Source organism: Pseudomonas sp. GW704-F2 (genome assembly GCF_059423025.1).
On sequence record NZ_JBWKXO010000018.1, the window covers coordinates 40,946 to 58,578 of the forward strand.

General features: G+C 63.2%; 19 protein-coding genes. 10 read left to right on the top strand and 9 right to left on the bottom strand.

Going from position 1 to position 17,633, the window contains the following annotated elements; all coding sequences use genetic code 11:
• Window positions 1–25: 25 nt before the first annotated feature.
• Both AC07W0_RS16680 and AC07W0_RS16685 read right to left on the bottom strand, forming a co-directional pair.
• Entirely contained in the window at window positions 26–235 is a 210-nt protein-coding gene (locus AC07W0_RS16680) for a cold-shock protein (RefSeq protein WP_017848712.1), read from the bottom strand.
• A gap of 70 nt (window positions 236–305) precedes the next feature.
• The gene (locus AC07W0_RS16685) at window positions 306–518 is read right to left on the bottom strand and encodes a cold-shock protein (protein WP_017848713.1); all 213 of its coding nucleotides are present in this window, start codon (window positions 516–518) and stop codon (window positions 306–308) included.
• A gap of 269 nt (window positions 519–787) precedes the next feature.
• Here AC07W0_RS16685 and AC07W0_RS16690 point away from each other — a divergent pair, with 269 nt between their 5' ends.
• Complete coding sequence (locus AC07W0_RS16690) at window positions 788–1,690, top strand: LysR family transcriptional regulator (protein ID WP_017848714.1); 903 nt, start codon at window positions 788–790, stop codon at window positions 1,688–1,690.
• Here the strand turns inward: AC07W0_RS16690 and AC07W0_RS16695 are convergent.
• A complete protein-coding gene (locus AC07W0_RS16695) occupies window positions 1,682–2,440 on the bottom strand; it encodes a substrate-binding domain-containing protein (RefSeq protein ID WP_102617686.1) in 759 nt (252 codons plus the stop codon). The two genes, AC07W0_RS16690 and AC07W0_RS16695, sit on opposite strands and share 9 nt — an antisense overlap.
• Window positions 2,437–3,744: an MFS transporter gene (locus AC07W0_RS16700; RefSeq protein WP_046490376.1), complete on the bottom strand. Its 1,308-nt coding sequence runs from the start codon at window positions 3,742–3,744 to the stop codon at window positions 2,437–2,439. Before AC07W0_RS16700 ends, AC07W0_RS16695 begins: the two co-directional genes overlap by 4 nt.
• Before the next feature lie 198 nt (window positions 3,745–3,942).
• Between AC07W0_RS16700 and AC07W0_RS16705 the strand changes: the two genes are divergently transcribed.
• The 7 genes from AC07W0_RS16705 (at window position 3,943) to AC07W0_RS16735 (ending at window position 10,461) form a co-directional block, all read left to right on the top strand.
• The gene (locus AC07W0_RS16705; RefSeq protein ID WP_017848717.1) at window positions 3,943–4,089 is read left to right on the top strand and encodes a hypothetical protein; all 147 of its coding nucleotides are present in this window, start codon (window positions 3,943–3,945) and stop codon (window positions 4,087–4,089) included.
• Between the two features lie 135 nt (window positions 4,090–4,224).
• Complete coding sequence (locus AC07W0_RS16710) at window positions 4,225–4,947, top strand: GntR family transcriptional regulator (protein ID WP_017848718.1); 723 nt, start codon at window positions 4,225–4,227, stop codon at window positions 4,945–4,947.
• Window positions 4,944–5,732: an SDR family oxidoreductase gene (locus tag AC07W0_RS16715; protein WP_026140238.1), complete on the top strand. Its 789-nt coding sequence runs from the start codon at window positions 4,944–4,946 to the stop codon at window positions 5,730–5,732. The genes AC07W0_RS16710 and AC07W0_RS16715 overlap by 4 nt, the downstream gene beginning before the upstream one ends.
• A gap of 80 nt (window positions 5,733–5,812) precedes the next feature.
• Window positions 5,813–6,745 carry a 3,5-dioxohexanoate:acetyl-CoA acetone transferase gene (kce, locus tag AC07W0_RS16720; RefSeq protein ID WP_017848720.1) on the top strand — a complete coding sequence of 311 codons (933 nt, stop codon included), beginning with the start codon at window positions 5,813–5,815 and terminating at the stop codon, window positions 6,743–6,745.
• A gap of 65 nt (window positions 6,746–6,810) precedes the next feature.
• Complete coding sequence (locus AC07W0_RS16725; RefSeq protein ID WP_102617687.1) at window positions 6,811–7,689, top strand: SMP-30/gluconolactonase/LRE family protein; 879 nt, start codon at window positions 6,811–6,813, stop codon at window positions 7,687–7,689.
• A 73-nt stretch (window positions 7,690–7,762) separates the two neighbouring features.
• Window positions 7,763–9,085, top strand: a complete 1,323-nt coding sequence (locus tag AC07W0_RS16730) for an MFS transporter (protein ID WP_017848722.1) — start codon at window positions 7,763–7,765, stop codon at window positions 9,083–9,085.
• A gap of 56 nt (window positions 9,086–9,141) precedes the next feature.
• Window positions 9,142–10,461, top strand: a complete 1,320-nt coding sequence (locus tag AC07W0_RS16735) for an MFS transporter (protein WP_017848723.1) — start codon at window positions 9,142–9,144, stop codon at window positions 10,459–10,461.
• On the opposite strand, the gene AC07W0_RS16740 is transcribed toward AC07W0_RS16735, so the two are convergent.
• A complete protein-coding gene (locus tag AC07W0_RS16740) occupies window positions 10,439–10,618 on the bottom strand; it encodes a hypothetical protein (RefSeq protein WP_017848724.1) in 180 nt (59 codons plus the stop codon). The genes AC07W0_RS16735 and AC07W0_RS16740 overlap by 23 nt on opposite strands.
• Before the next feature lie 129 nt (window positions 10,619–10,747).
• On the opposite strand from AC07W0_RS16740, the gene AC07W0_RS16745 reads away from it, so the two are divergent.
• Window positions 10,748–11,671: a LysR substrate-binding domain-containing protein gene (locus AC07W0_RS16745; protein ID WP_017848725.1), complete on the top strand. Its 924-nt coding sequence runs from the start codon at window positions 10,748–10,750 to the stop codon at window positions 11,669–11,671.
• A 55-nt stretch (window positions 11,672–11,726) separates the two neighbouring features.
• Window positions 11,727–12,089 carry a 5-carboxymethyl-2-hydroxymuconate Delta-isomerase gene (locus AC07W0_RS16750; RefSeq protein WP_017848726.1) on the top strand — a complete coding sequence of 121 codons (363 nt, stop codon included), beginning with the start codon at window positions 11,727–11,729 and terminating at the stop codon, window positions 12,087–12,089.
• 35 nt (window positions 12,090–12,124) lie between these two features.
• On the opposite strand, the gene AC07W0_RS16755 is transcribed toward AC07W0_RS16750, so the two are convergent.
• The 4 genes from AC07W0_RS16755 to AC07W0_RS16770 all read right to left on the bottom strand — a co-directional run bounded on the left by AC07W0_RS16755 (window position 12,125) and on the right by AC07W0_RS16770 (window position 17,591).
• Entirely contained in the window at window positions 12,125–13,060 is a 936-nt protein-coding gene (locus AC07W0_RS16755) for a LysR family transcriptional regulator (RefSeq protein WP_102617709.1), read from the bottom strand.
• A gap of 137 nt (window positions 13,061–13,197) precedes the next feature.
• Window positions 13,198–14,385, bottom strand: coding sequence for a cyanate transporter (locus tag AC07W0_RS16760; RefSeq protein WP_102617688.1), 1,188 nt, complete (start codon window positions 14,383–14,385; stop codon window positions 13,198–13,200).
• Window positions 14,386–14,526: 141 nt separating this feature from the next.
• The gene (locus tag AC07W0_RS16765; protein WP_102617689.1) at window positions 14,527–15,969 is read right to left on the bottom strand and encodes an aldehyde dehydrogenase family protein; all 1,443 of its coding nucleotides are present in this window, start codon (window positions 15,967–15,969) and stop codon (window positions 14,527–14,529) included.
• Window positions 15,966–17,591, bottom strand: a complete 1,626-nt coding sequence (locus tag AC07W0_RS16770; RefSeq protein ID WP_102617690.1) for a 5-guanidino-2-oxopentanoate decarboxylase — start codon at window positions 17,589–17,591, stop codon at window positions 15,966–15,968. The genes AC07W0_RS16765 and AC07W0_RS16770 overlap by 4 nt, the downstream gene beginning before the upstream one ends.
• Between the last annotated feature and the right edge of the window lie 42 nt (window positions 17,592–17,633).

Here is a 17,633-nt window from a genome sequence, read left to right on the forward strand (position 1 = left end):
GCGAGTGGCGGCGCGCAGGATGGCGCTAATTCAGCGTCGGTTCTTCCACGATCCTGATATTGACCGCTTGCCACTCGCCCCCCGGCCCCCGTTCCAATTCGTAGGTGACGGTTTGCCCTTCGCGCAGCACCCGACCACCCTGGGCGGTGCTGCTGCGAAAGAAAACGTCCTGTGCATCGTGGGCGGCAGTTTCGCTGCTGATGAAGATTGCAGTCTGTGGAGTCTTTCTGGACATGGCCGTTCTCCATTTTCAGTGCAATACATGGCCCAGGGTGGGCGGGGTGACGCGGTGAGTCGCAGGCTTATCAGCTGATCAATTGGACTTTGTCCGCCTGCATGCCTTTTTCCCCTTTTACCGTTTCGAAGCTGACTTTCTGCCCTTCTTTCAATGATTTGAATCCAGTGCCCTCAATCGCCCTGAAGTGTACGAACAGGTCAGCCCCGCTATCCGGAGTGATGAACCCATAGCCTTTTTCATCGTTGAACCACTTCACCGTGCCGTTCTGTCTGTCGCTCATTGTTCGTATCCTCTAAACCCTGATGTCCTACTGCGCACCGACGCAGTGCGACATGCTTAATAAAAGCCCCGCGCCAGCCCGTCGTCAACACTGCGCTAGACCAGCGGTACTGTCATTCCTGACAGGTTCGCAGGCCGTCGAAACGCGCCATACTGCGCAGTTTCATGCTGACAACCTGGCGTATCCGGGCGCCGGTCCTTACGCACATGGCGCCCCGTCACCTGCCATACGATAATGCCCTCCATCCCGATTCCCACTGGCTTCCTACCGTGATCATCAACTTCGACCTCAACGACCTCCAAGCCTTTCGCGCCGTAGTAGACAAAGGTAGTTTTCGCGGCGCCGCCGATGCCATCCGGATCTCGCAGCCGGCGCTAAGCCGGCGCATCGAAAAGCTCGAAACCGCCCTCGACGTGAAGCTGTTCGAGCGCACCACGCGCCGCGTCAGCCTGACCATGGTCGGGCGCGCCTTCCTGCCGCAGGTCGAGCGTATCCTCGACGACCTCGACATCGCGCTGATGGGCATCAGCAACGTCGCCTCCACGCGGATGGGCGATGTGACCATCGCGTGTGTGCCGTCCACCGCGTATTACTTCATGCCTCACGTGATCTCGGCATTCCACAAGCTCTACCCCAAGATTCGCCTGCGGGTGCTGGATGCCAGTGCCGGCGAGGTGTGCAATGCGGTGGAAAGCGGCGAGGCGGATTTCGGCGTGAGTTTCAGCGGCAGCCTGGCCGATGAGGTGGAGTTCGAGTTGCTGTTTCAGGAGCGTTATGTGCTGGCCTGCCGCCGCGATCACCCGCTGGCCGAGCGCGCCAGCGTGAGCTGGGCCGAGGCCTACGAGCATGACTACATCACGGTGGACAAAACCTCGGGCAACCGTTTTCTGCTGGACCAGGCCCTGCGCGGCGTGCGGGTGAAAAAGCCGAGTATCTGCGAGACGCACCACGTGACCACCATGATCGGCTTGGTCGAGGCGGGGCTGGGTGTGGCGATGGTGCCGTCGATTGCCATGCCGGGCACTGAACACCCGATCCTGCTGAGTGTGCCGCTGGTGGAACCGCAGGTGATGCGCAATGTGGGCTTGATCAAGCGCCGCGGGCGGACGTTGCCGCCAGCGGCGCTGGAGTTGGAGCGGTTGGTGCGGGAGCTGCCGTTTCGGTCAGCGTGATACCGAGTCCAGGCCGGTGGATTGCACCACTGGTTGCGCCTCGGGCGAGGCCAGGTAGTGCAGCAGCGCCCTGGCCTGCGCCGGGTGTTCGGCGTTGACCGGAATACCCGCGGCGAAGCGCGTCACCGATTGCACGTCTTCAGGGATCTTGCCGACGTAAGTCACCCCCGGCACCGGTAACAGTTCCGCCACCTGCTGCAAGCCCACCTCGTAGTCACCCTTGGCGACCTGTTCGGCCACGGGGATGCGTTCGATCATGGTGCCCTTGGCCGGCATGCCGAGTTTCTTGAACAGTTCCTTCTCGACATACACGCCGCTGGCGCTGTCCGAATACGCCACGGACTTGGCCTTGAGCAACACCGCTTTGAGTTCGGCATCGGTGCCGATGGCCGGTTTGGCCGCGCCGGCTTTCACCACCAGGCCGATCCGCGAATCCGCCAGTTCCACGCGGGACGCTTTGTCGACCTTGCCCTGTTTGATCAGCTCATCCAGGGCGTAGCCGACCATGATCACCACATCGGCGTGTTCGCCACGGGCCAGGCGGTTGGGAATCGCTTCCGGCGCCTTGCCCATGGACGGGCCGAGGACGGTGTCGAGGGTGTCGCCGCTGCGCTGGGTGTATTGCGGGCCCAGCAGCTTGTAGGCAGCGGTGAAGCCACCGGAGGTCATCACCTTGAGTTGTTCGGCCTGGGCCGTCAGTGCCAGGGCGCCGAGGGCCAGGGCCGTCAGGGTTTGCGACAGCGCTTTCATTGCGCCGCCTCGAGCATGACTTGCCCGCGGGTATTGGCGCGGTGATACAGCGCGAGGGTCGAGCACAGGGCGCACAGGGCGGCGAACATCAACCAGTAGGCCGGCGAAGCTTTGTCGTCGGTGATGTGAATGAACCAGGTGGAGATCGCCGGAGTGAAACCGCCGAAGATCGCAGTCGCCAGGCTATAGGCCAGGGAGAAGCCCGCCACGCGCACTTCCACCGGCATGATTTCGGTCAGCGCCGGGATCATCGCGCCGTTGTACATGCCGTACAGGAAGGAGAACCACAGCAGGGTTTCCAGCATATGCGCAAAGCTCGCAGCGTTTACCACGTAGGACAACGCCGGATAAGCCGTGAGCACCGTCAGCGCGGTCATTGCGACCAGCACCGGTTTGCGCCCGAAGCGGTCGCTCAGGCTGCCGCCGATGGGCAGCCAGACAAAGTTCGAGATCGCCACCAACAGGGTCACCAGCAACGCATCGGACGTGGTCAGTTGCAGCACGGTCTTGCCGAAGGTCGGCGCGTACACGGTGATCAGGTAGAACGCGGTGGTGGTCATGGCCACCATCAACATGCCGCCGATGACCACGGACCAGTTTTTCGCCAGGGTCGCCAGCACTTCACGCATGCTCGGGCGATGTTTGCGGTTGGCGAACTCTTCGGTTTCCTCAAGGTTGCGCCGCAGCACAAAGATGAACGGAATGATCACGCAACCGACGGCGAACGGAATGCGCCAGCCCCAGTCGGCCACGACCGACGGCTGCATCCACACGTTCAGGCCATAGCCCAGCGCAGCGGCGACCACGATGGAGATCTGTTGGCTGCCCGACTGCCAGCTGGTGTAGAAACCTTTGCGGCCGGGGGTAGCCATTTCAGCGAGGTACACCGACACCCCACCCAGTTCCGCACCGGCCGAGAAGCCTTGCAGCAGACGACCGAGCAACACCAGCGCCGGAGCCCACAGGCCAATGGTGTGATAACCCGGCACCAGCACGATCAGCAGCGTACCGCTGGCCATGATCGCCAGGGTCACGATCAACCCTTTGCGCCGCCCCACATCGTCGATGTAGGCACCCAGGATGACCGCACCCAACGGACGCATCAGGAAGCCCGCGCCGAACACGGCAAAGGTCATCATTAATGACGCAAACTCATTAGCGGCGGGGAAGAACGCGGCAGCGATGTAGGTGGCGTAGAAGCCGAACAGGAAGAAGTCGAACTGTTCGAGGAAGTTACCCGAAGTAACGCGGAAAACCGCACCAATTTTCGAACGGGCAGAGTCAGGGCGGGTAGGGCTAGTCATGCTTTTGTGTCTCCAGCGTTCTTTTTAAAGTGCTTGTTTCGCTTAAGGCCAAGGATAGTGGCTGACACATTTAGAAATGATAAGTGAATATTTTTGATCTATTGATGCGTTTTGATTATCAGTGGTCGGTGCAGACCCACGGCGGCGTCCTTGTTCTATGCTTGCAGGCGTAACCAATTCTTACGGTCGGGGGTGCCTATGACTGACGAACAGAAACAGCGGGACGAACGGGAGCAGGAGCGACGCAGGCGGCAATTGGAGGAAGAAAAGCCGCAGACCTGGAAGCATCCCGACGACGGCACGGAGCTTTCGGAGCGGGATCGGGAAATTCCGCTGAAACCCTGATGCGTGATCGGTGGGGGCGGGCATGCCCGCTCCCACATGTGCAACGGGCGTTTCTCGGGAAGAGGCAAACTATTTGACATATTTGATTTGTGATCACATATTGGAGGCATAAGAACCACAACACAGGTTTGCCTCATGACAGATGGTCCGCTCCTCCTGCCCACCCTGCGCCAGGTGTCCCGCGATACCTTGCAAGACCAGGTCTACCGCCAGATCCGCGAAGCGTTGATGAGTGGCCGTTTCCAGCCTGGCCAGAAACTCACCATCCGTGGCCTGGCCGAAGCGCTCGGCTCCAGCCCGATGCCGGTGCGCGAAGCCCTGCAACGCCTCAGCGCCGAAAACGCCTTTGAAGTCACCGAAACCTCGCGTCTGCGGGTCCGCATGATGACAGTCGAGCGCCTGCGCGAAATCCGCGATGCGCGGGTTGCTCTGGAAGGCTTGCTGGCCGAGAAGGCGGTATTGCTCCTGAAAAAAGCCGACCTCGACGAAATCACCGACCTGTGCCAGCAAATGCAGCACGCCGCCGACGAAGTCGATGTGTCGCGCTACCTGTGGACCAACTTCGCCTTCCACCGCCGGATTTACACAGTGGCCCAGGCCGAGCTGACCATGGCCGCCGTGGAGAATTTCTGGCTGCACATGGGGCCGTGCTTTGCCCTGGTCGCCCCCGATAAAGCTCACCTGCAACGCTCGATGGAGGCGCATACGCGCATCGTCGAAGCCCTGGCCGCCCGCGACGGTGCCGGCGCACGGGCGGCGGTGACCGATGACATCATGCAGGCCGCCGATTCCCTGGCGCGCCTGCTCGTCAAGAACGACCGTTCGCGGTCGTCTGCTTCAGGAGGTAAACGTGCATGAGTGTCCTACAGCGGCTACAGCCCTATCCTGGGTTACGTGTATTGATTTCCGGTGGGGCTGCCGGCATCGGTGAAGTGTTGGCCGCGGCGTACCTGGAAGCCGGTGCCCAGGTGCATGTGTGTGATGTCAGCGAACCGGCTCTGGCGGCGTTTCGCGACAAATACCCAGGCAGCGTCGCCACCCGCGCCGATGTCAGTGATGCCGCGCAGATCGCGGCGGTGTTCGAGGTGCAGCGCGAGCATTTCGGCGGCCTCGACGTGTTGGTCAACAATGCTGGCATCGCCGGCCCCACTGGCGGTATCGACGCGATCAGCGACGCCGAATGGCAAGCCACCATCAACATCAACCTGACCGCGCAATACCGTTTTGCCCACCATGCGGTGCCGATGCTCAAGCAATCGTCCCACGGCCATCTGTTGCATATCGCCTCGGTGGCCGGGCGTCTGGGCTACGCGTGGCGCACGCCGTATGCGGCGACGAAGTGGGCGATTGTCGGCCTGATGAAATCCCTGGCCTCGGAGTTGGGCGAGAGTGACATCCGCGTCAATGCCTTGCTGCCCGGCATCGTCGAAGGCCCGCGCATGGACGCGGTGATTCGCGCCCGTGCCGAGCAGGTCGGCGTACCCGAACCCGAGATGCGCCAGGAATACCTCAACAAAATTTCCCTCAAGCGCATGGTCACCGCCGAAGACGTCGCGGCCATGGCGCTGTTCCTCTGTTCGCCCGCCGCCCGCAACGTGACCGGCCAGGCGATCAGTGTCGACGGTAACGTCGAGTACCTGTAGGACGCGGCGCCAGTCGCCAAGGAAGAACCCCGAGCTGTACCCAGGATTTTTTTCATAAGAATAAAAGTCGGAGAATCGTCATGTCCAAAAAACGTCCTGTGATCATTACCTGTGCCGTGACCGGTGCCATCCATACGCCGTCGATGTCGCCGCATTTGCCCATCACTGCCGAGGAAATTGCCGCCGCCGCCATCGGCGCCGCCGAAGCCGGCGCGGCGATTGTTCACCTGCATGCCCGTGACCCCAACGATGGCCGCCCCAGCCAGGACCCCGCGCTGTTCGCCGAATTCCTGCCGCAGATCAAGGCCGCCAGCGACGTGGTGATCAACATCACCACCGGTGGCGCGCCGACCATGGGCGTGGAAGAACGCCTACAGCCGGTGATGCAGTTCAAGCCGGAATTGGCCTCGCTGAACATGGGATCGATGAACTTCGGCCTGTACGAAATGCTCAACCGCTTTACCGAGTTCAAGCACGACTGGGAGCGTCCATACCTGGAAGAGAGTGACGACCGGATCTTTCGCAACACCTTCCGCGACATTGCCCACATCCTCAATTCCTGCGCCGAGAACCGCACCCGTTTTGAGATCGAGTGCTACGACATCGGCCACCTCTACACCGCCGCGCACTTCCTGGAACGTGGCCTGCTCAAGCCGCCGCTGTTCATCCAATCGGTGTTCGGCCTGCGCGGCGGCATCGGCGGGCACCCGGAAGACCTGGCGCACATGCGTCGTACCGCCGATCGCCTGTTTGGCGACGATTATGTGTGGTCGATCCTCGGTGCCGGGCGTGGGCAAATTCCGCTGGCGACCATGGGCTTGTCGATGGGCAGCCATGCGCGGGTCGGCCTGGAAGATTCGTTGTGGGACGGGCCGGGCAAATTGGCCGCTTCGAACGCCGATCAGGTACGGCGCATTCGCAGCGTGATCGAAGCCCTCGGCCATCGCGTCGCCACGCCGGATGAAGCGCGGGACATCCTCGGGCTCAAGGGGCGTGACCAGGTCAATTTCTAACCGACGACACGGCCGCGTGCTGGCGCGGCCCGAATCCCGCACAACAACAATAAGGGGATCACACCATGCGTATCGAAGTGCTTGTGGACGTCAAGACCACCCTGGGCGAAGGCCCAGTGTGGGACGTCGAACAACAACGGCTGTATTGGATCGACAGCGCCGACGGCCGCATCCTGCGTTGCACCGACGACGGCCGCGAACTGCGTGCCTGGGACGTGGGCCAGAAAATCGGCTCCATGGCCCTGCGCCACAACGGCGCGGCGGCCATCGTCGCCCTGCAGAATGGCGTACACACTCTGGACCTGGCCAGTGGCGAACTGGCGCTGATCGAAGACCCTGAACCGCACCTGCCGAACAACCGTCTCAACGACGGCAAGGTCGACCGCCAGGGCCGCTTTGTCTTCGGTTCCATGGACACCCAGGAAGACCGCGCCAGCGCCAGACTCTACCGCCTGGACCCGGACCTGCGCCTGCACACCCTGGACGAAGGCATCATCGTTTCCAATGGCCCGTGCTGGAGCCCGTCCGGTGACACCTTGTACTTTTGCGACACCTGGTCGGGCGATATCTGGGCCTATGACTACGACCTCGCCAGCGGCAATGTCAGCAACCGGCGCACCTTCGCCAAGGTCGACACCTCGGGTGGCGGCGCCGCGGACGGTTGCACCGTGGACGCCGAAGGTTGCCTGTGGCAGGCCCTGGTCTATGCCGGGAAGCTGGTGCGCTACACCCCCGATGGTCACGTCGACCGGATCATCCAAATGCCGGTGAAGAAGGTCACCAGCCTGACCTTCGGCGGGCCGAACCTCGACACCCTGTTTGTGACCTCCATGGCCAAGCCGCCGCTGCCGCGTTTTCCGCACGACGGCCAGCAGCGCGGCGCGCTGTTCGCCATTACCGGGTTGGGCGTGCAAGGAATAGCCGAGCGACGGTTCGCCAGCTAGCGCGTGTGTTCGATCAGCAACATTCCTTCGCAACCTTGTGTCAGTGCGCGCCCTCGCGCGCCTGGAGAGGCCCATGGCAACTTTAAAAAAAGCGTCGCTGCGCAGCATTCACCGGCATTCCTGGGTGTCGCTGCTGGTTTGCTGGATGATCTGGATTCTCAACGCCTACGACCGTGAGATCGTGTTGCGCCTGGGGCCGACCATCTCCAAGCATTTCGATTTGTCCGCCGATCAGTGGGGCACCGTGGCCACGGTGATCATGCTCGCCCTGGCCCTGCTGGATATCCCGGGTTCGATGTGGAGCGACCGCTACGGCGGCGGCTGGAAGCGCGCGCGGTTCCAGGTGCCGTTGGTGCTGGGCTACACGGCGATCTCGTTTCTGTCCGGGTTCAAGGCGTTGAGCGGCAACCTCGCGACGTTTATCGCCCTGCGTGTCGGGGTCAACCTCGGCGCGGGCTGGGGCGAACCGGTGGGCGTGAGCAACACCGCCGAATGGTGGCCGGTGGAACGCCGCGGTTTTGCCCTTGGCGCGCACCACACCGGTTACCCGATCGGCGCGATGCTCAGCGGCATCGTCGCCAGCTTTGTGATCAGCACCTTCGGCGAGGACAACTGGCGCTACGTGTTCTTCTTCGCCTTCGTGGTGGCCTTGCCGCTGATGATCTTCTGGGCGCGGTATTCCACGGCCGAACGTATCACCGCGCTGTACGTCGACATCGCCGCCAAAGGCATGACGCCACCGGACAATGCCCCGGCCAGCCAGATCAAGGGCGACGCCTGGCGCACCTTTGTCGCCACCCTGCGCAACCGCAATATCGCGTTGACGGCGGGGAACACCCTGCTCACGCAGGTGGTGTACATGGGCGTGAATATCGTGTTGCCGGCCTACCTCTACAACATCGTCGGGCTGTCGCTGGCGCAGTCGGCGGGGATGAGCGTGGTGTTCACCCTGACCGGGATTCTCGGGCAACTGGTGTGGCCGTCGTTGTCGGACATCATCGGCCGCCGTACCACCCTGATCATCTGCGGGCTGTGGATGGCCGCCAGTGTCGGCGCGTTCTACTTCGCCAGCACCCTGACCCTGATCATCGTCGTGCAGTTGCTGTTCGGCCTGGTCGCCAATGCGGTCTGGCCGATCTACTACGCGGTGGCCTGCGACTCGGCCGAGCCGTCGGCCACCTCCACGGCCAACGGCATCATCACCACCGCGATGTTCATCGGCGGCGGCCTGGCGCCGGTGTTGATGGGCAGCCTGATCGCGATGGGCGGCGGCTGGACCACGCTGCATGGCTACACCGTGTGCTTTTTCGTGATGGCCGGCTGCGCCCTGGGCGGCGCGCTGCTGCAACTGTTTTCCCATCGCCCGCAGGCGTTGGTTGTGCAACTCGAACCCTAGAACAACATTGATGCGCCCCCCAGCCGCGCTGGCGGGGCGCCAGGAGGAACTGCCCGATGACTACCGCCACCCAGGCCCGCGAACCGCAGGTGCTGAACAAATTGATGTTCGCCAAGTTGATGCCCTTGTTGATCATCGCCTACATCCTGAGCTTTCTGGACCGCACCAACATCGCCCTGGCCAAGCACCACCTGGACGTCGACCTGGGCATCTCCGCCGCGGCCTACGGGCTGGGCGCGGGCTTGTTCTTCCTCACGTATGCACTGTCGGAAATCCCCAGCAACCTGATCATGCACAAAGTCGGCGCGCGCTTCTGGATCGCGCGGATCATGGTGACCTGGGGCCTGATCTCGGCGGCCATGGCGTTTGTGCAGGGCGAGACCTCGTTCTACGTATTGCGCCTGCTGCTGGGCATCGCCGAAGCGGGCCTGTTTCCCGGGGTCATGCTCTATCTGACCTACTGGTTCAACCGCGAACAACGCGCACGGGCCACCGGCTATTTCCTGCTCGGCGTGTGCTTTGCCAACATCATCGGTGGCCCGGTGGGCGCAGCGTTGATGCGCCTGGACGGGCTGCTCGGCTGGCATGGCTGGCAGTGGATGTTCCTGCTCGAAGGCTTGCCGGCGGTGGCGTTCGCCTGGGTGGTGTGGCGCAAGTTGCCGGACCGCCCGAGCCAGGCGCCGTGGCTGACGGCGGCGGAAGCGCAGGGTATCGAACAGCGCATTGCCCAGGAAACCGAGGAAGGCGCCGGGGAGGGCGGCCACGCGTTGAAAAACTGGCTGACCCCGCAGATCCTGCTGGCGATCTTTGTGTATTTTTGCCATCAGATCACGGTCTACACGGTGATCTTTTTCCTGCCGAGCATCATCAGCAAATACGGTGAATTGAGCACCATGAGCGTGGGGTTGCTGACCTCGCTGCCCTGGATCGCCGCCGCCTTGGGCGCAGTGTGGCTGCCGCGTTTTGCGACCACACCCACCCGCGCGCGGCGCCTGTTGATCAGCGGGTTGCTGACCATGGCGCTGGGGTTGGGCATCGCGTCGGTGTCGGGGCCGGTGTTCAGCCTGCTGGGCTTTTGTCTGTCGGCAGTGATGTTTTTTGTGGTGCAGTCGATTGTGTTCCTCTACCCGGCCTCGCGTCTCAAGGGCGTCGCCTTGGCGGGCGGGCTGGGTTTCGTCAATGCCTGCGGGCTGTTGGGCGGGTTTGTCGGGCCGTCGGTGATGGGCATGATCGAGATGAGTACCGGCAACGCGATGAATGGCCTGAAGGTGATTGCCGTGGTGCTGGTGGTCGCGGCGTTGGCCGCGCTGCGTTTGCGCCAGGGCCAGGAACAGGCGCCGGCCCCTCGGGTCGTTATGAGACCAGCAACGAAATAGGATAACCCGACGCCAATACCAGGTACGCCACCACCGCCGCCAGGCACAGGCCGACGAATACCCGCAACAACGTGCGGGCGGTGGGGTGCGCGATAAACTGGATGACCCAGATGCAGAACCCGGCCAGGAGGAAGGCCGCGGCGAGAATAACCAGCACGATAGTGTTCCTGCGACCGTGAAGAGCTGAATATATAGTCGTAAAGCCGCCCAATGAACAGTGCGCGCATAGACGCAGCCCCTCGGGCTTTCTAAACTGCGGCTTGTCGTGGGGAAAGGGCAGGTGCCGATGAATCGCAATGAATTACGCAAGGCCGACATCAACCTGATGGTGGTCTTCGAGGCACTGATGCTCGAACGCAATGTGACGCGGGTGGCGGAGAAGTTGTTTCTCGGCCAGCCGACCATCAGTTCGGCGCTCAACCGGTTACGCACCTTGTTCAATGATCCGCTGTTTATTCGGGTCGGCCACCGCATGGAACCTACCGCACGGGCCGAGGAAATCATCCGGCACCTGTCGCCGGCCCTGGACTCTCTTTCATCGGCGCTGAGCCTGACCCACGATTTCGACCCGTCCGTCAGCACCATGACCTTCCGGATCGGCCTGTCCGATGACGTCGAGTTCGGCCTGTTGCCGCCGTTGCTGCGCGCCTTGCGCCAGGAAGCGCCGAAGGTGGTGTTCGTGGTGCAGCATGTGGATTACTGGCGGATTCCCGATCTGCTGGCATCCGGTGATATCACCGTCGGCATCACCCAGACCCGTGGCCTGCCGGCGAATGCCAAGCGCAAGTTGCTGCGCCATATCCACCCGCGCTTGCTGCGCGCCGACGCGTCCGACCGGCCGCTGACCCTCGATGAATATTGTGCGCGGCCCCATGTGCTGGTGTCCCACACCGCCAACGTATCCGGGTTTGCCGATGAGTGGCTGGCGGAAATCGGGCGCAAGCGCCATGTGGTGCTGTCGGTGCCGCAATACAGCGCGCTGCCGGCGCTGCTGGCCGGCACCGACCTGATCGCCAGCCTGCCGGACTACACCGCCGAAGCCATGACGCTGTCGGGCAATCTGTTTTGTGAGCCCTACCCATTCGAGACGCCGACCCTGGATCTGTCCATGGTCTGGCTCAGCCATGTGGACACCGATCCGGCCGAGCGCTGGGTGCGTTCGCGGCTGGAGGCGTTCATGAGCGACCGCGGGCTGGCGAAAAAGGTCTGATGCTTTTATCCGTGGTATATCTAGGAATCTTCCTATCGATACTTCGGAGACTCCCATGCCACACCTGCACCTGGAATACACCGCCAACCTGACGCAACTGGACACCGACAAGGCCCTGTTGCGTCTGAACCATGCATTGGTGGCCTCCGGTCAGTTTGGCGCCGAGCTGGATATCAAGAGTCGTTCACTCAAGGTCGAGAGTTTTCGCGTGGGCACCGGCATGAACCCGCGGGGTTTTGTCGCCGTGCGCCTGGCGTTGCTCAGTGGACGCTCGGCGCAGGTCAAGAAGCAGCTGTCAGAAAGCCTGCTGGCCGTGGTGCAGGAACTTGGGCCATGGCCGGAAGGTGTGCAGGTGCAACTGAGTGTCGAATTGCTGGATATCGATCGCGATTCCTACAGTAAGGTCGCGATCGGCTGAGCGCTTCCATCCACCACAACCGTCGATGCGTAAGGTCAGAGTAATCCCTGTTCAGCGCAGACTTTGACCACCTGCTCCCTGAACCAGGTATTGGCGCTGTCCTGTTCACTGGTTTCGTTCCACTGCATATCCAGGGTTAACCCCGGCAACCCGTGGGGCGCCTCGCAGTGGCCGAACACCGACGCCGGGGCCAGCAGTTTGTGGACGCGGCGGGGCAGGGTCACGATGAAGTCGGTGCCGGTGATCATCTTCAACGCCGCGCCATAGCTGTTGGCGCGTGCGACCACCTGGCGCTTGTGGGCCTGACGCGCCAGCCAGCCGTCGACCATGTTGGTGTCGGAGGTCCACGGCGTGGGAAACACGTGGCGCCGCTCGACGAACGACTGCAGGCTGAACGCCGCCTCGCGGGGCGCCGCACGCTTGTCGAAGACACACACCAGATCATCTTCCAGCAACATCTGGGTCTTGAAGTCTTTATGCGCGCGGTGAAAGTGCGGGCCAAAGCAAATCACCAGGTCGAGGCGGCCTTCGCGCAGGTCGTCGGCAGGGATCTCGGTTTCCAGCTTGCGCACATTGACGATCACCGGCAGGTTCGCGCGGTCGAAGTGTTTCAACAGGCGCGGCAGGATCAGTTGCTCGAAATACTCCGGGGCGCACACGTTGAAGGTCACGGCTTTCTGGGTGGGGTCAAAGGCTTGGCCACCGGCGTGGCACAGGTTGATGCTTTCGAGGATTTTCTGCACATGGCCGTACATGGTGCTGGCCTTGTACGTTGGACGCATACCCGCCCGCGTGTTGATGAACAGCTCATCCTCGAAGCTGGTGCGCAGCTTCTTCAAGCTGTAGCTCACGGTCGACTGGCTGACGAACAGCGTTTCTGACACCTCGGTAACGCTGCTCTGGTCGTAGACGGCGATAAACACCATCAAATCCTGCATATCGAGCTTTCTGAGCAAGTTACTGTTTAGCATCCATTCCATCCGGTAAGCCTTGGCACTGTGGCAGCGCGCGACAAGGGCAAAAGCTTAACGGAACGGGAGTGCCAATAGAAAGCTCTGTAGGGTGTTTCAGTGTTGTGCGTGGGACAAAAAGTGTTTGCAACACGACGTCAGCGGATGTGGTCTGCGTAATGCTTCGGATTGAAGCGCGTGACGATCAGCAGCATCACCCCGATCACCGCCGCCAGCGACCACCATGCCCATTCGAAACTGCCCAACTGATCGCGGATCATCCCGGCGATCAGCGGCGACAGGCCGGCAATCAGGTAACCGATGCCTTGCACGAACGCCGTCAGGCTACCGGCGCGGCGCGGGTGGTCGAGGTGGTCGAGGGACAGGATCAAACTCATCGGGAACAGGCCGCCGATGCCCAGGCCGAGCAGGCAGGGCCACAGCAGGCTCAGGTGTTGGGGCGCGAGGATCAGGCCGCAGAACCCGAGGATGATCAGCACCAGCAACACGGCCAACACTCCGCGTTTATCCCGGCGGCGGTTGGCGAGGGCGGGGGTGACCAGGCCCGAGATGACTTCCATCGCGGTGAGGAAACCCAGGAGCAAACCGGCATGCTGTTCGCTCCAGCCTTGTTCTACGTAGTACGGCGCCAGCCACGCCAGTACGCAGGTGTAGGAGGCTGTACCGAGGCCAAAAAAGATCGCCAGCAACCAGGCGCGACCGTTGCCGAAAAATCCTTCCTGCTTGTCAGAACCTGCCTGGGGCAGAACCGGCAGCGCCGCACGCTGGGCGGACCAGCACACCAGGGCGAGCACGGCCAGCCCCGCCCAGATCGCCAGGCCGATGCGCCAGCTACCGGTCTGCACCAGCACGAACGGGGAGAACGACGCCGCCAGCGCCGCGCCGCCCATGATCGCCGTGACGTACAAGCCCATGAACAATGAAACGTCAGCGCTGAAGCGCGACTTGATCAGCGCCGGCATCACCGCCTGGATCATCGCGATGCCGACCCCCGCAGCGATGGCGCTGACGATCAACTCCAGAGCCGAATCGAGGAACAACCGCGACAGCGTCGCCACGCCGATCACCAGCAGCGACACCGCAATGCTGCGATGTTCGCCGAAGCGCTTGGCCAGGCCCATGCCGAAAAACATCGCCAGGCCCATGGCCATGACCGGCAACATGGTCAGCAGCGCCGCGCTGCTGAAACTCAACGGCACCTCGTCGCGAATCGACGCTAACAACGGCCCTACGGCCGCCATCGACGGGCGCAGGTTAAGCGCGACCAGCACGACGCTGATCATCAGCCACACGGCGGTGGTGGGTTTTGCGTGAACGTTTTCCATGGGCCTGCCTTGAGTGAACAAGGGCGAATCAGGCCACGGGCGGGGGAGTGGGGCAAATGAGAAAGTCGCAGGGGCTATCTAAAAAATGCAGTTAACTGAAATACCGCACATTGGTCCACATTCCATAGGGTGGCTGCGTCGTCAGTTAGACCGGATTACATGCTTGATCTCCTGAAACGTCGCCAGCCCCCACGGACCCAGTTCGCGGCCGATGCTGCTCTGCTTGTAACCGCCCCACGCCGTTTGCGGGAAGATCACCTGCGGCGCGTTGATCCACACCATGCCGGCCTGCAAGGCATTGGCCACGCGTGCGGCGGTTTCGTCGTTGCGGCTGACCACGCTGGCCACCAGGCCGAAATCGCTGTCGTTGGCCAGGGCGATGGCCTCGGCCTCAGTGGTAAAGCGTCGTACACACAGCACCGGGCCGAAGATTTCTTGCCGCCATAACGCGCTGTCCAGCGGCACGTCGGTGAACAGCGTGGGGCGAATGAAATAGCCCTTCGCCAAGTGCGCCGGGCGCTCGCCGCCGCACAGCAAGCGGGCACCGTCCTGCACGCCGCGCTGGATATGCGCCAACACCCGTTGGTACTGGGCGCGGTTGATCAACGCGCCCATTTCCACGTCGTCGGCAAATGGGTCGGCGACGCGAATCCCTTCAGCCCGCGCAGTTAAACGCTGTAGGAATTCATCCGCGAGACTGTCTGCCACCAGCACACGACTGGTCGCTGAACACATCTGCCCGGCGTTGAAAAAGCCACCTCCACAGGCCAGCTCAAGTGCCAGGTCGAGGTCGGCATCTTCCAGCACCAGCAGCGAGGATTTACCCCCCAGTTCCAGGCTCACGCCCTTGACGGTTTCGGCGGCGCGTTGCATCACCTGCACGCCCACCGCATTGCTGCCGGTGAAGGAAATCTTCGCCACGCGAGGGTCCGCCGCCAGCGGGGCGCCCACGGCCAAGCCGGTGCCGCAGACCAGGTTGAACACCCCCGCCGGGAAGCCGGCCGCGGCGATGATCTGCGCCAGTTGCAACTCCGCCAGCGGCGTCACTTCCGACGGTTTGAGCACCACGCAACAGCCGGCGGCCAGCGCCGGGGCGAGTTTCCAGGCGGTGGTGACCATGGGGAAATTCCACGGCACGATCAGCCCCACCACGCCGCAGGGCTCGCGGCGCAGGCGGGCGCTGAAGGCATCAGTGGGCAGCGCCACCGCGTGGTCTTGCTCGGCGTCGAGCGCCTCGGCGAGACCGGCGTAGTACTCGAAGGTGGCGATGACATCGTCCACATCGATTCCCGCTTCGAACAACGGTTTGCCGCTGTTGCGCGACTGTACACGCATCAACGGCTCGCGCTGCTCGCTCACGCCTTGAGCCACTTTGCGCAGCAGGGCGCCGCGCTCGCGGCCGGTGCTCTGCGACCAGCCGACACACGCCGCACTGGCGGCGTCGACCGCCTGGGTCACGGCGCGGGCATCGCCGACGCTGACCTGGGCGAGTATTTCCTCGGTGGCCGGGTTGATCACGTCCAACACGTCATGGCCCGCACGCCACGCACCATCGATATACACACCGTTTACGACCGCACTCATACCGCTACCTCCTGCATCCAACGTTCCTGGTCGATTTCAATCAGCGTCGGCCCCTGGCGATCCGCGGCGGCACGCAAGGCCACGCGCAGTGCGTCCAGGCCCTGGATGCGTTCGGCGGCGCAACCGAGGGCCGTGGCCACGCCGATGAAGTCCGGCGTGTAAATGTCGACGCCGACCGGTTCGATGGCCCGGTTGACCATGTACTTCTTGATCTCCTCGTAGCCCTGGTTATTCCACAGCAGCACGATGATCGGCGTGCGCGCCTCCACGGCGCTGGCCAGTTCCGGCAGGGTGAATTGCAGCCCGCCGTCGCCGATCAGGCACACCACCGGCTGGCCATCGCCACGCCCCAACCAGGCACCAATGGCCGCGGGCAGGGCGTAGCCCAGGGTGCCGTAGCCGGTGGACGCGTTAAACCAGCGGCGCGGGTGGTCAAGGTTCAGGGTCAGGTTGCCGCTGTACACCGGCTGCGTGGAGTCGCCCACCAGCACCGCGCCGGGCAGTTCCTTCAGCACCGTGTGGAGCATGCGGGTTTGCGCGCGGGTGGCGGCGTCCCAGGTCGGCGTCAATTCGGCCCACAGGCGGGCGACGCGCTGGGCGCCCCAGGCACTGTGGCGAGGCGCCAGCGGCTGGCGCTGGAGTTCGGCGAGCAAGGCGTCGGCGGCGATCTGCGCGTCGGCCACCAAGGCCAGCTCGGGCGGGTAATTGCGCACGGTCTGGTCGGGGTCGATATCGATGCGCAGCAGTGCGCCGGGAATCTCGAAACCGCCAGCGAAGGTCACGTCGTAGTCGGTCTCCGCCAGCTCCGTGCCGATCGCCAGCACCACATCGGCTTCGGCGACCAGGGCGCGGGTGGCGAGCAGGGACTGGGTCGAGCCGATCAGCAGCGGGTGGGCCGCGGGCAGCAGGCCTTTGGCGTTGATGGTCAGCGCCACGGGGGCACCGAGGGTTTCGGCCAGGCGGGTCAACGCCGCGGCGGCCTCGATGGCGCCGCCGCCGGCCAGGATCAGCGGGCGTTGGGCGGCGGCGAGCCGTTGGCTCATCTGCGCGACCGCCACTGGCGCCGCTCCGGCACGCGCCACGCTGATGGGGGAGGTGCCGAGCAACGCATCGGCGTTTTCCACCAGCACATCCAGCGGGATTTCGATGTGTACCGGGCGCGGGCGCCCTGCCTGGAACAGTGCAAACGCCCGCGCCAGCACGCCGGGCAATTCTGCTGCCGACATCACGGTGTGGGAGAACGCCGCCACGCCGGCGACCAGCGCGCTTTGGTTCGGCAGTTCATGCAACTTGCCGCGCCCGCCGCCCAGCTGGCTGCGCGCCTGCACGCTGGAGATCACCAGCATCGGGATCGAGTCGGCATAGGCCTGGCCCATGGCCGTGGTGATGTTGGTCATGCCGGGGCCGGTGATGATCAAACACACGCCGGGCTTGCCGCTGGTGCGCGCATAGCCATCGGCCATAAAACCCGCGCCCTGTTCGTGGCGCGGGGTGACATGGCGGATGTTCGAGCGCGCCAGGCCGCGATACAACTCCACGGTGTGGACGCCAGGAATACCAAACACCTGGTCCACGCCGTAGCTTTCCAGGAGCTTGACCAATACTTCGCCGCAGGTCGCCATACATGTCGCTCTCAGGTTGAGGTGAGGCGGTATTGGACCGGC

Coding starts and splice junctions, on each gene's coding strand:
- AC07W0_RS16735 (WP_017848723.1), top strand. CDS start 9,142: ATGACTACCGCCACCCAGGCCCGCGAACCGCAGGTGCTGAACAAATTG.
- AC07W0_RS16725 (WP_102617687.1), top strand. CDS start 6,811: ATGCGTATCGAAGTGCTTGTGGACGTCAAGACCACCCTGGGCGAAGGC.
- AC07W0_RS16730 (WP_017848722.1), top strand. CDS start 7,763: ATGGCAACTTTAAAAAAAGCGTCGCTGCGCAGCATTCACCGGCATTCC.
- AC07W0_RS16695 (WP_102617686.1), bottom strand. CDS start 2,440: ATGAAAGCGCTGTCGCAAACCCTGACGGCCCTGGCCCTCGGCGCCCTG.
- AC07W0_RS16685 (WP_017848713.1), bottom strand. CDS start 518: ATGAGCGACAGACAGAACGGCACGGTGAAGTGGTTCAACGATGAAAAA.
- AC07W0_RS16715 (WP_026140238.1), top strand. CDS start 4,944: ATGAGTGTCCTACAGCGGCTACAGCCCTATCCTGGGTTACGTGTATTG.
- AC07W0_RS16680 (WP_017848712.1), bottom strand. CDS start 235: ATGTCCAGAAAGACTCCACAGACTGCAATCTTCATCAGCAGCGAAACT.
- AC07W0_RS16770 (WP_102617690.1), bottom strand. CDS start 17,591: ATGGCGACCTGCGGCGAAGTATTGGTCAAGCTCCTGGAAAGCTACGGC.
- AC07W0_RS16755 (WP_102617709.1), bottom strand. CDS start 13,060: ATGCTAAACAGTAACTTGCTCAGAAAGCTCGATATGCAGGATTTGATG.
- kce (WP_017848720.1), top strand. CDS start 5,813: ATGTCCAAAAAACGTCCTGTGATCATTACCTGTGCCGTGACCGGTGCC.
- AC07W0_RS16700 (WP_046490376.1), bottom strand. CDS start 3,744: ATGACTAGCCCTACCCGCCCTGACTCTGCCCGTTCGAAAATTGGTGCG.
- AC07W0_RS16705 (WP_017848717.1), top strand. CDS start 3,943: ATGACTGACGAACAGAAACAGCGGGACGAACGGGAGCAGGAGCGACGC.
- AC07W0_RS16750 (WP_017848726.1), top strand. CDS start 11,727: ATGCCACACCTGCACCTGGAATACACCGCCAACCTGACGCAACTGGAC.
- AC07W0_RS16760 (WP_102617688.1), bottom strand. CDS start 14,385: ATGGAAAACGTTCACGCAAAACCCACCACCGCCGTGTGGCTGATGATC.
- AC07W0_RS16745 (WP_017848725.1), top strand. CDS start 10,748: ATGAATCGCAATGAATTACGCAAGGCCGACATCAACCTGATGGTGGTC.
- AC07W0_RS16710 (WP_017848718.1), top strand. CDS start 4,225: ATGACAGATGGTCCGCTCCTCCTGCCCACCCTGCGCCAGGTGTCCCGC.
- AC07W0_RS16765 (WP_102617689.1), bottom strand. CDS start 15,969: ATGAGTGCGGTCGTAAACGGTGTGTATATCGATGGTGCGTGGCGTGCG.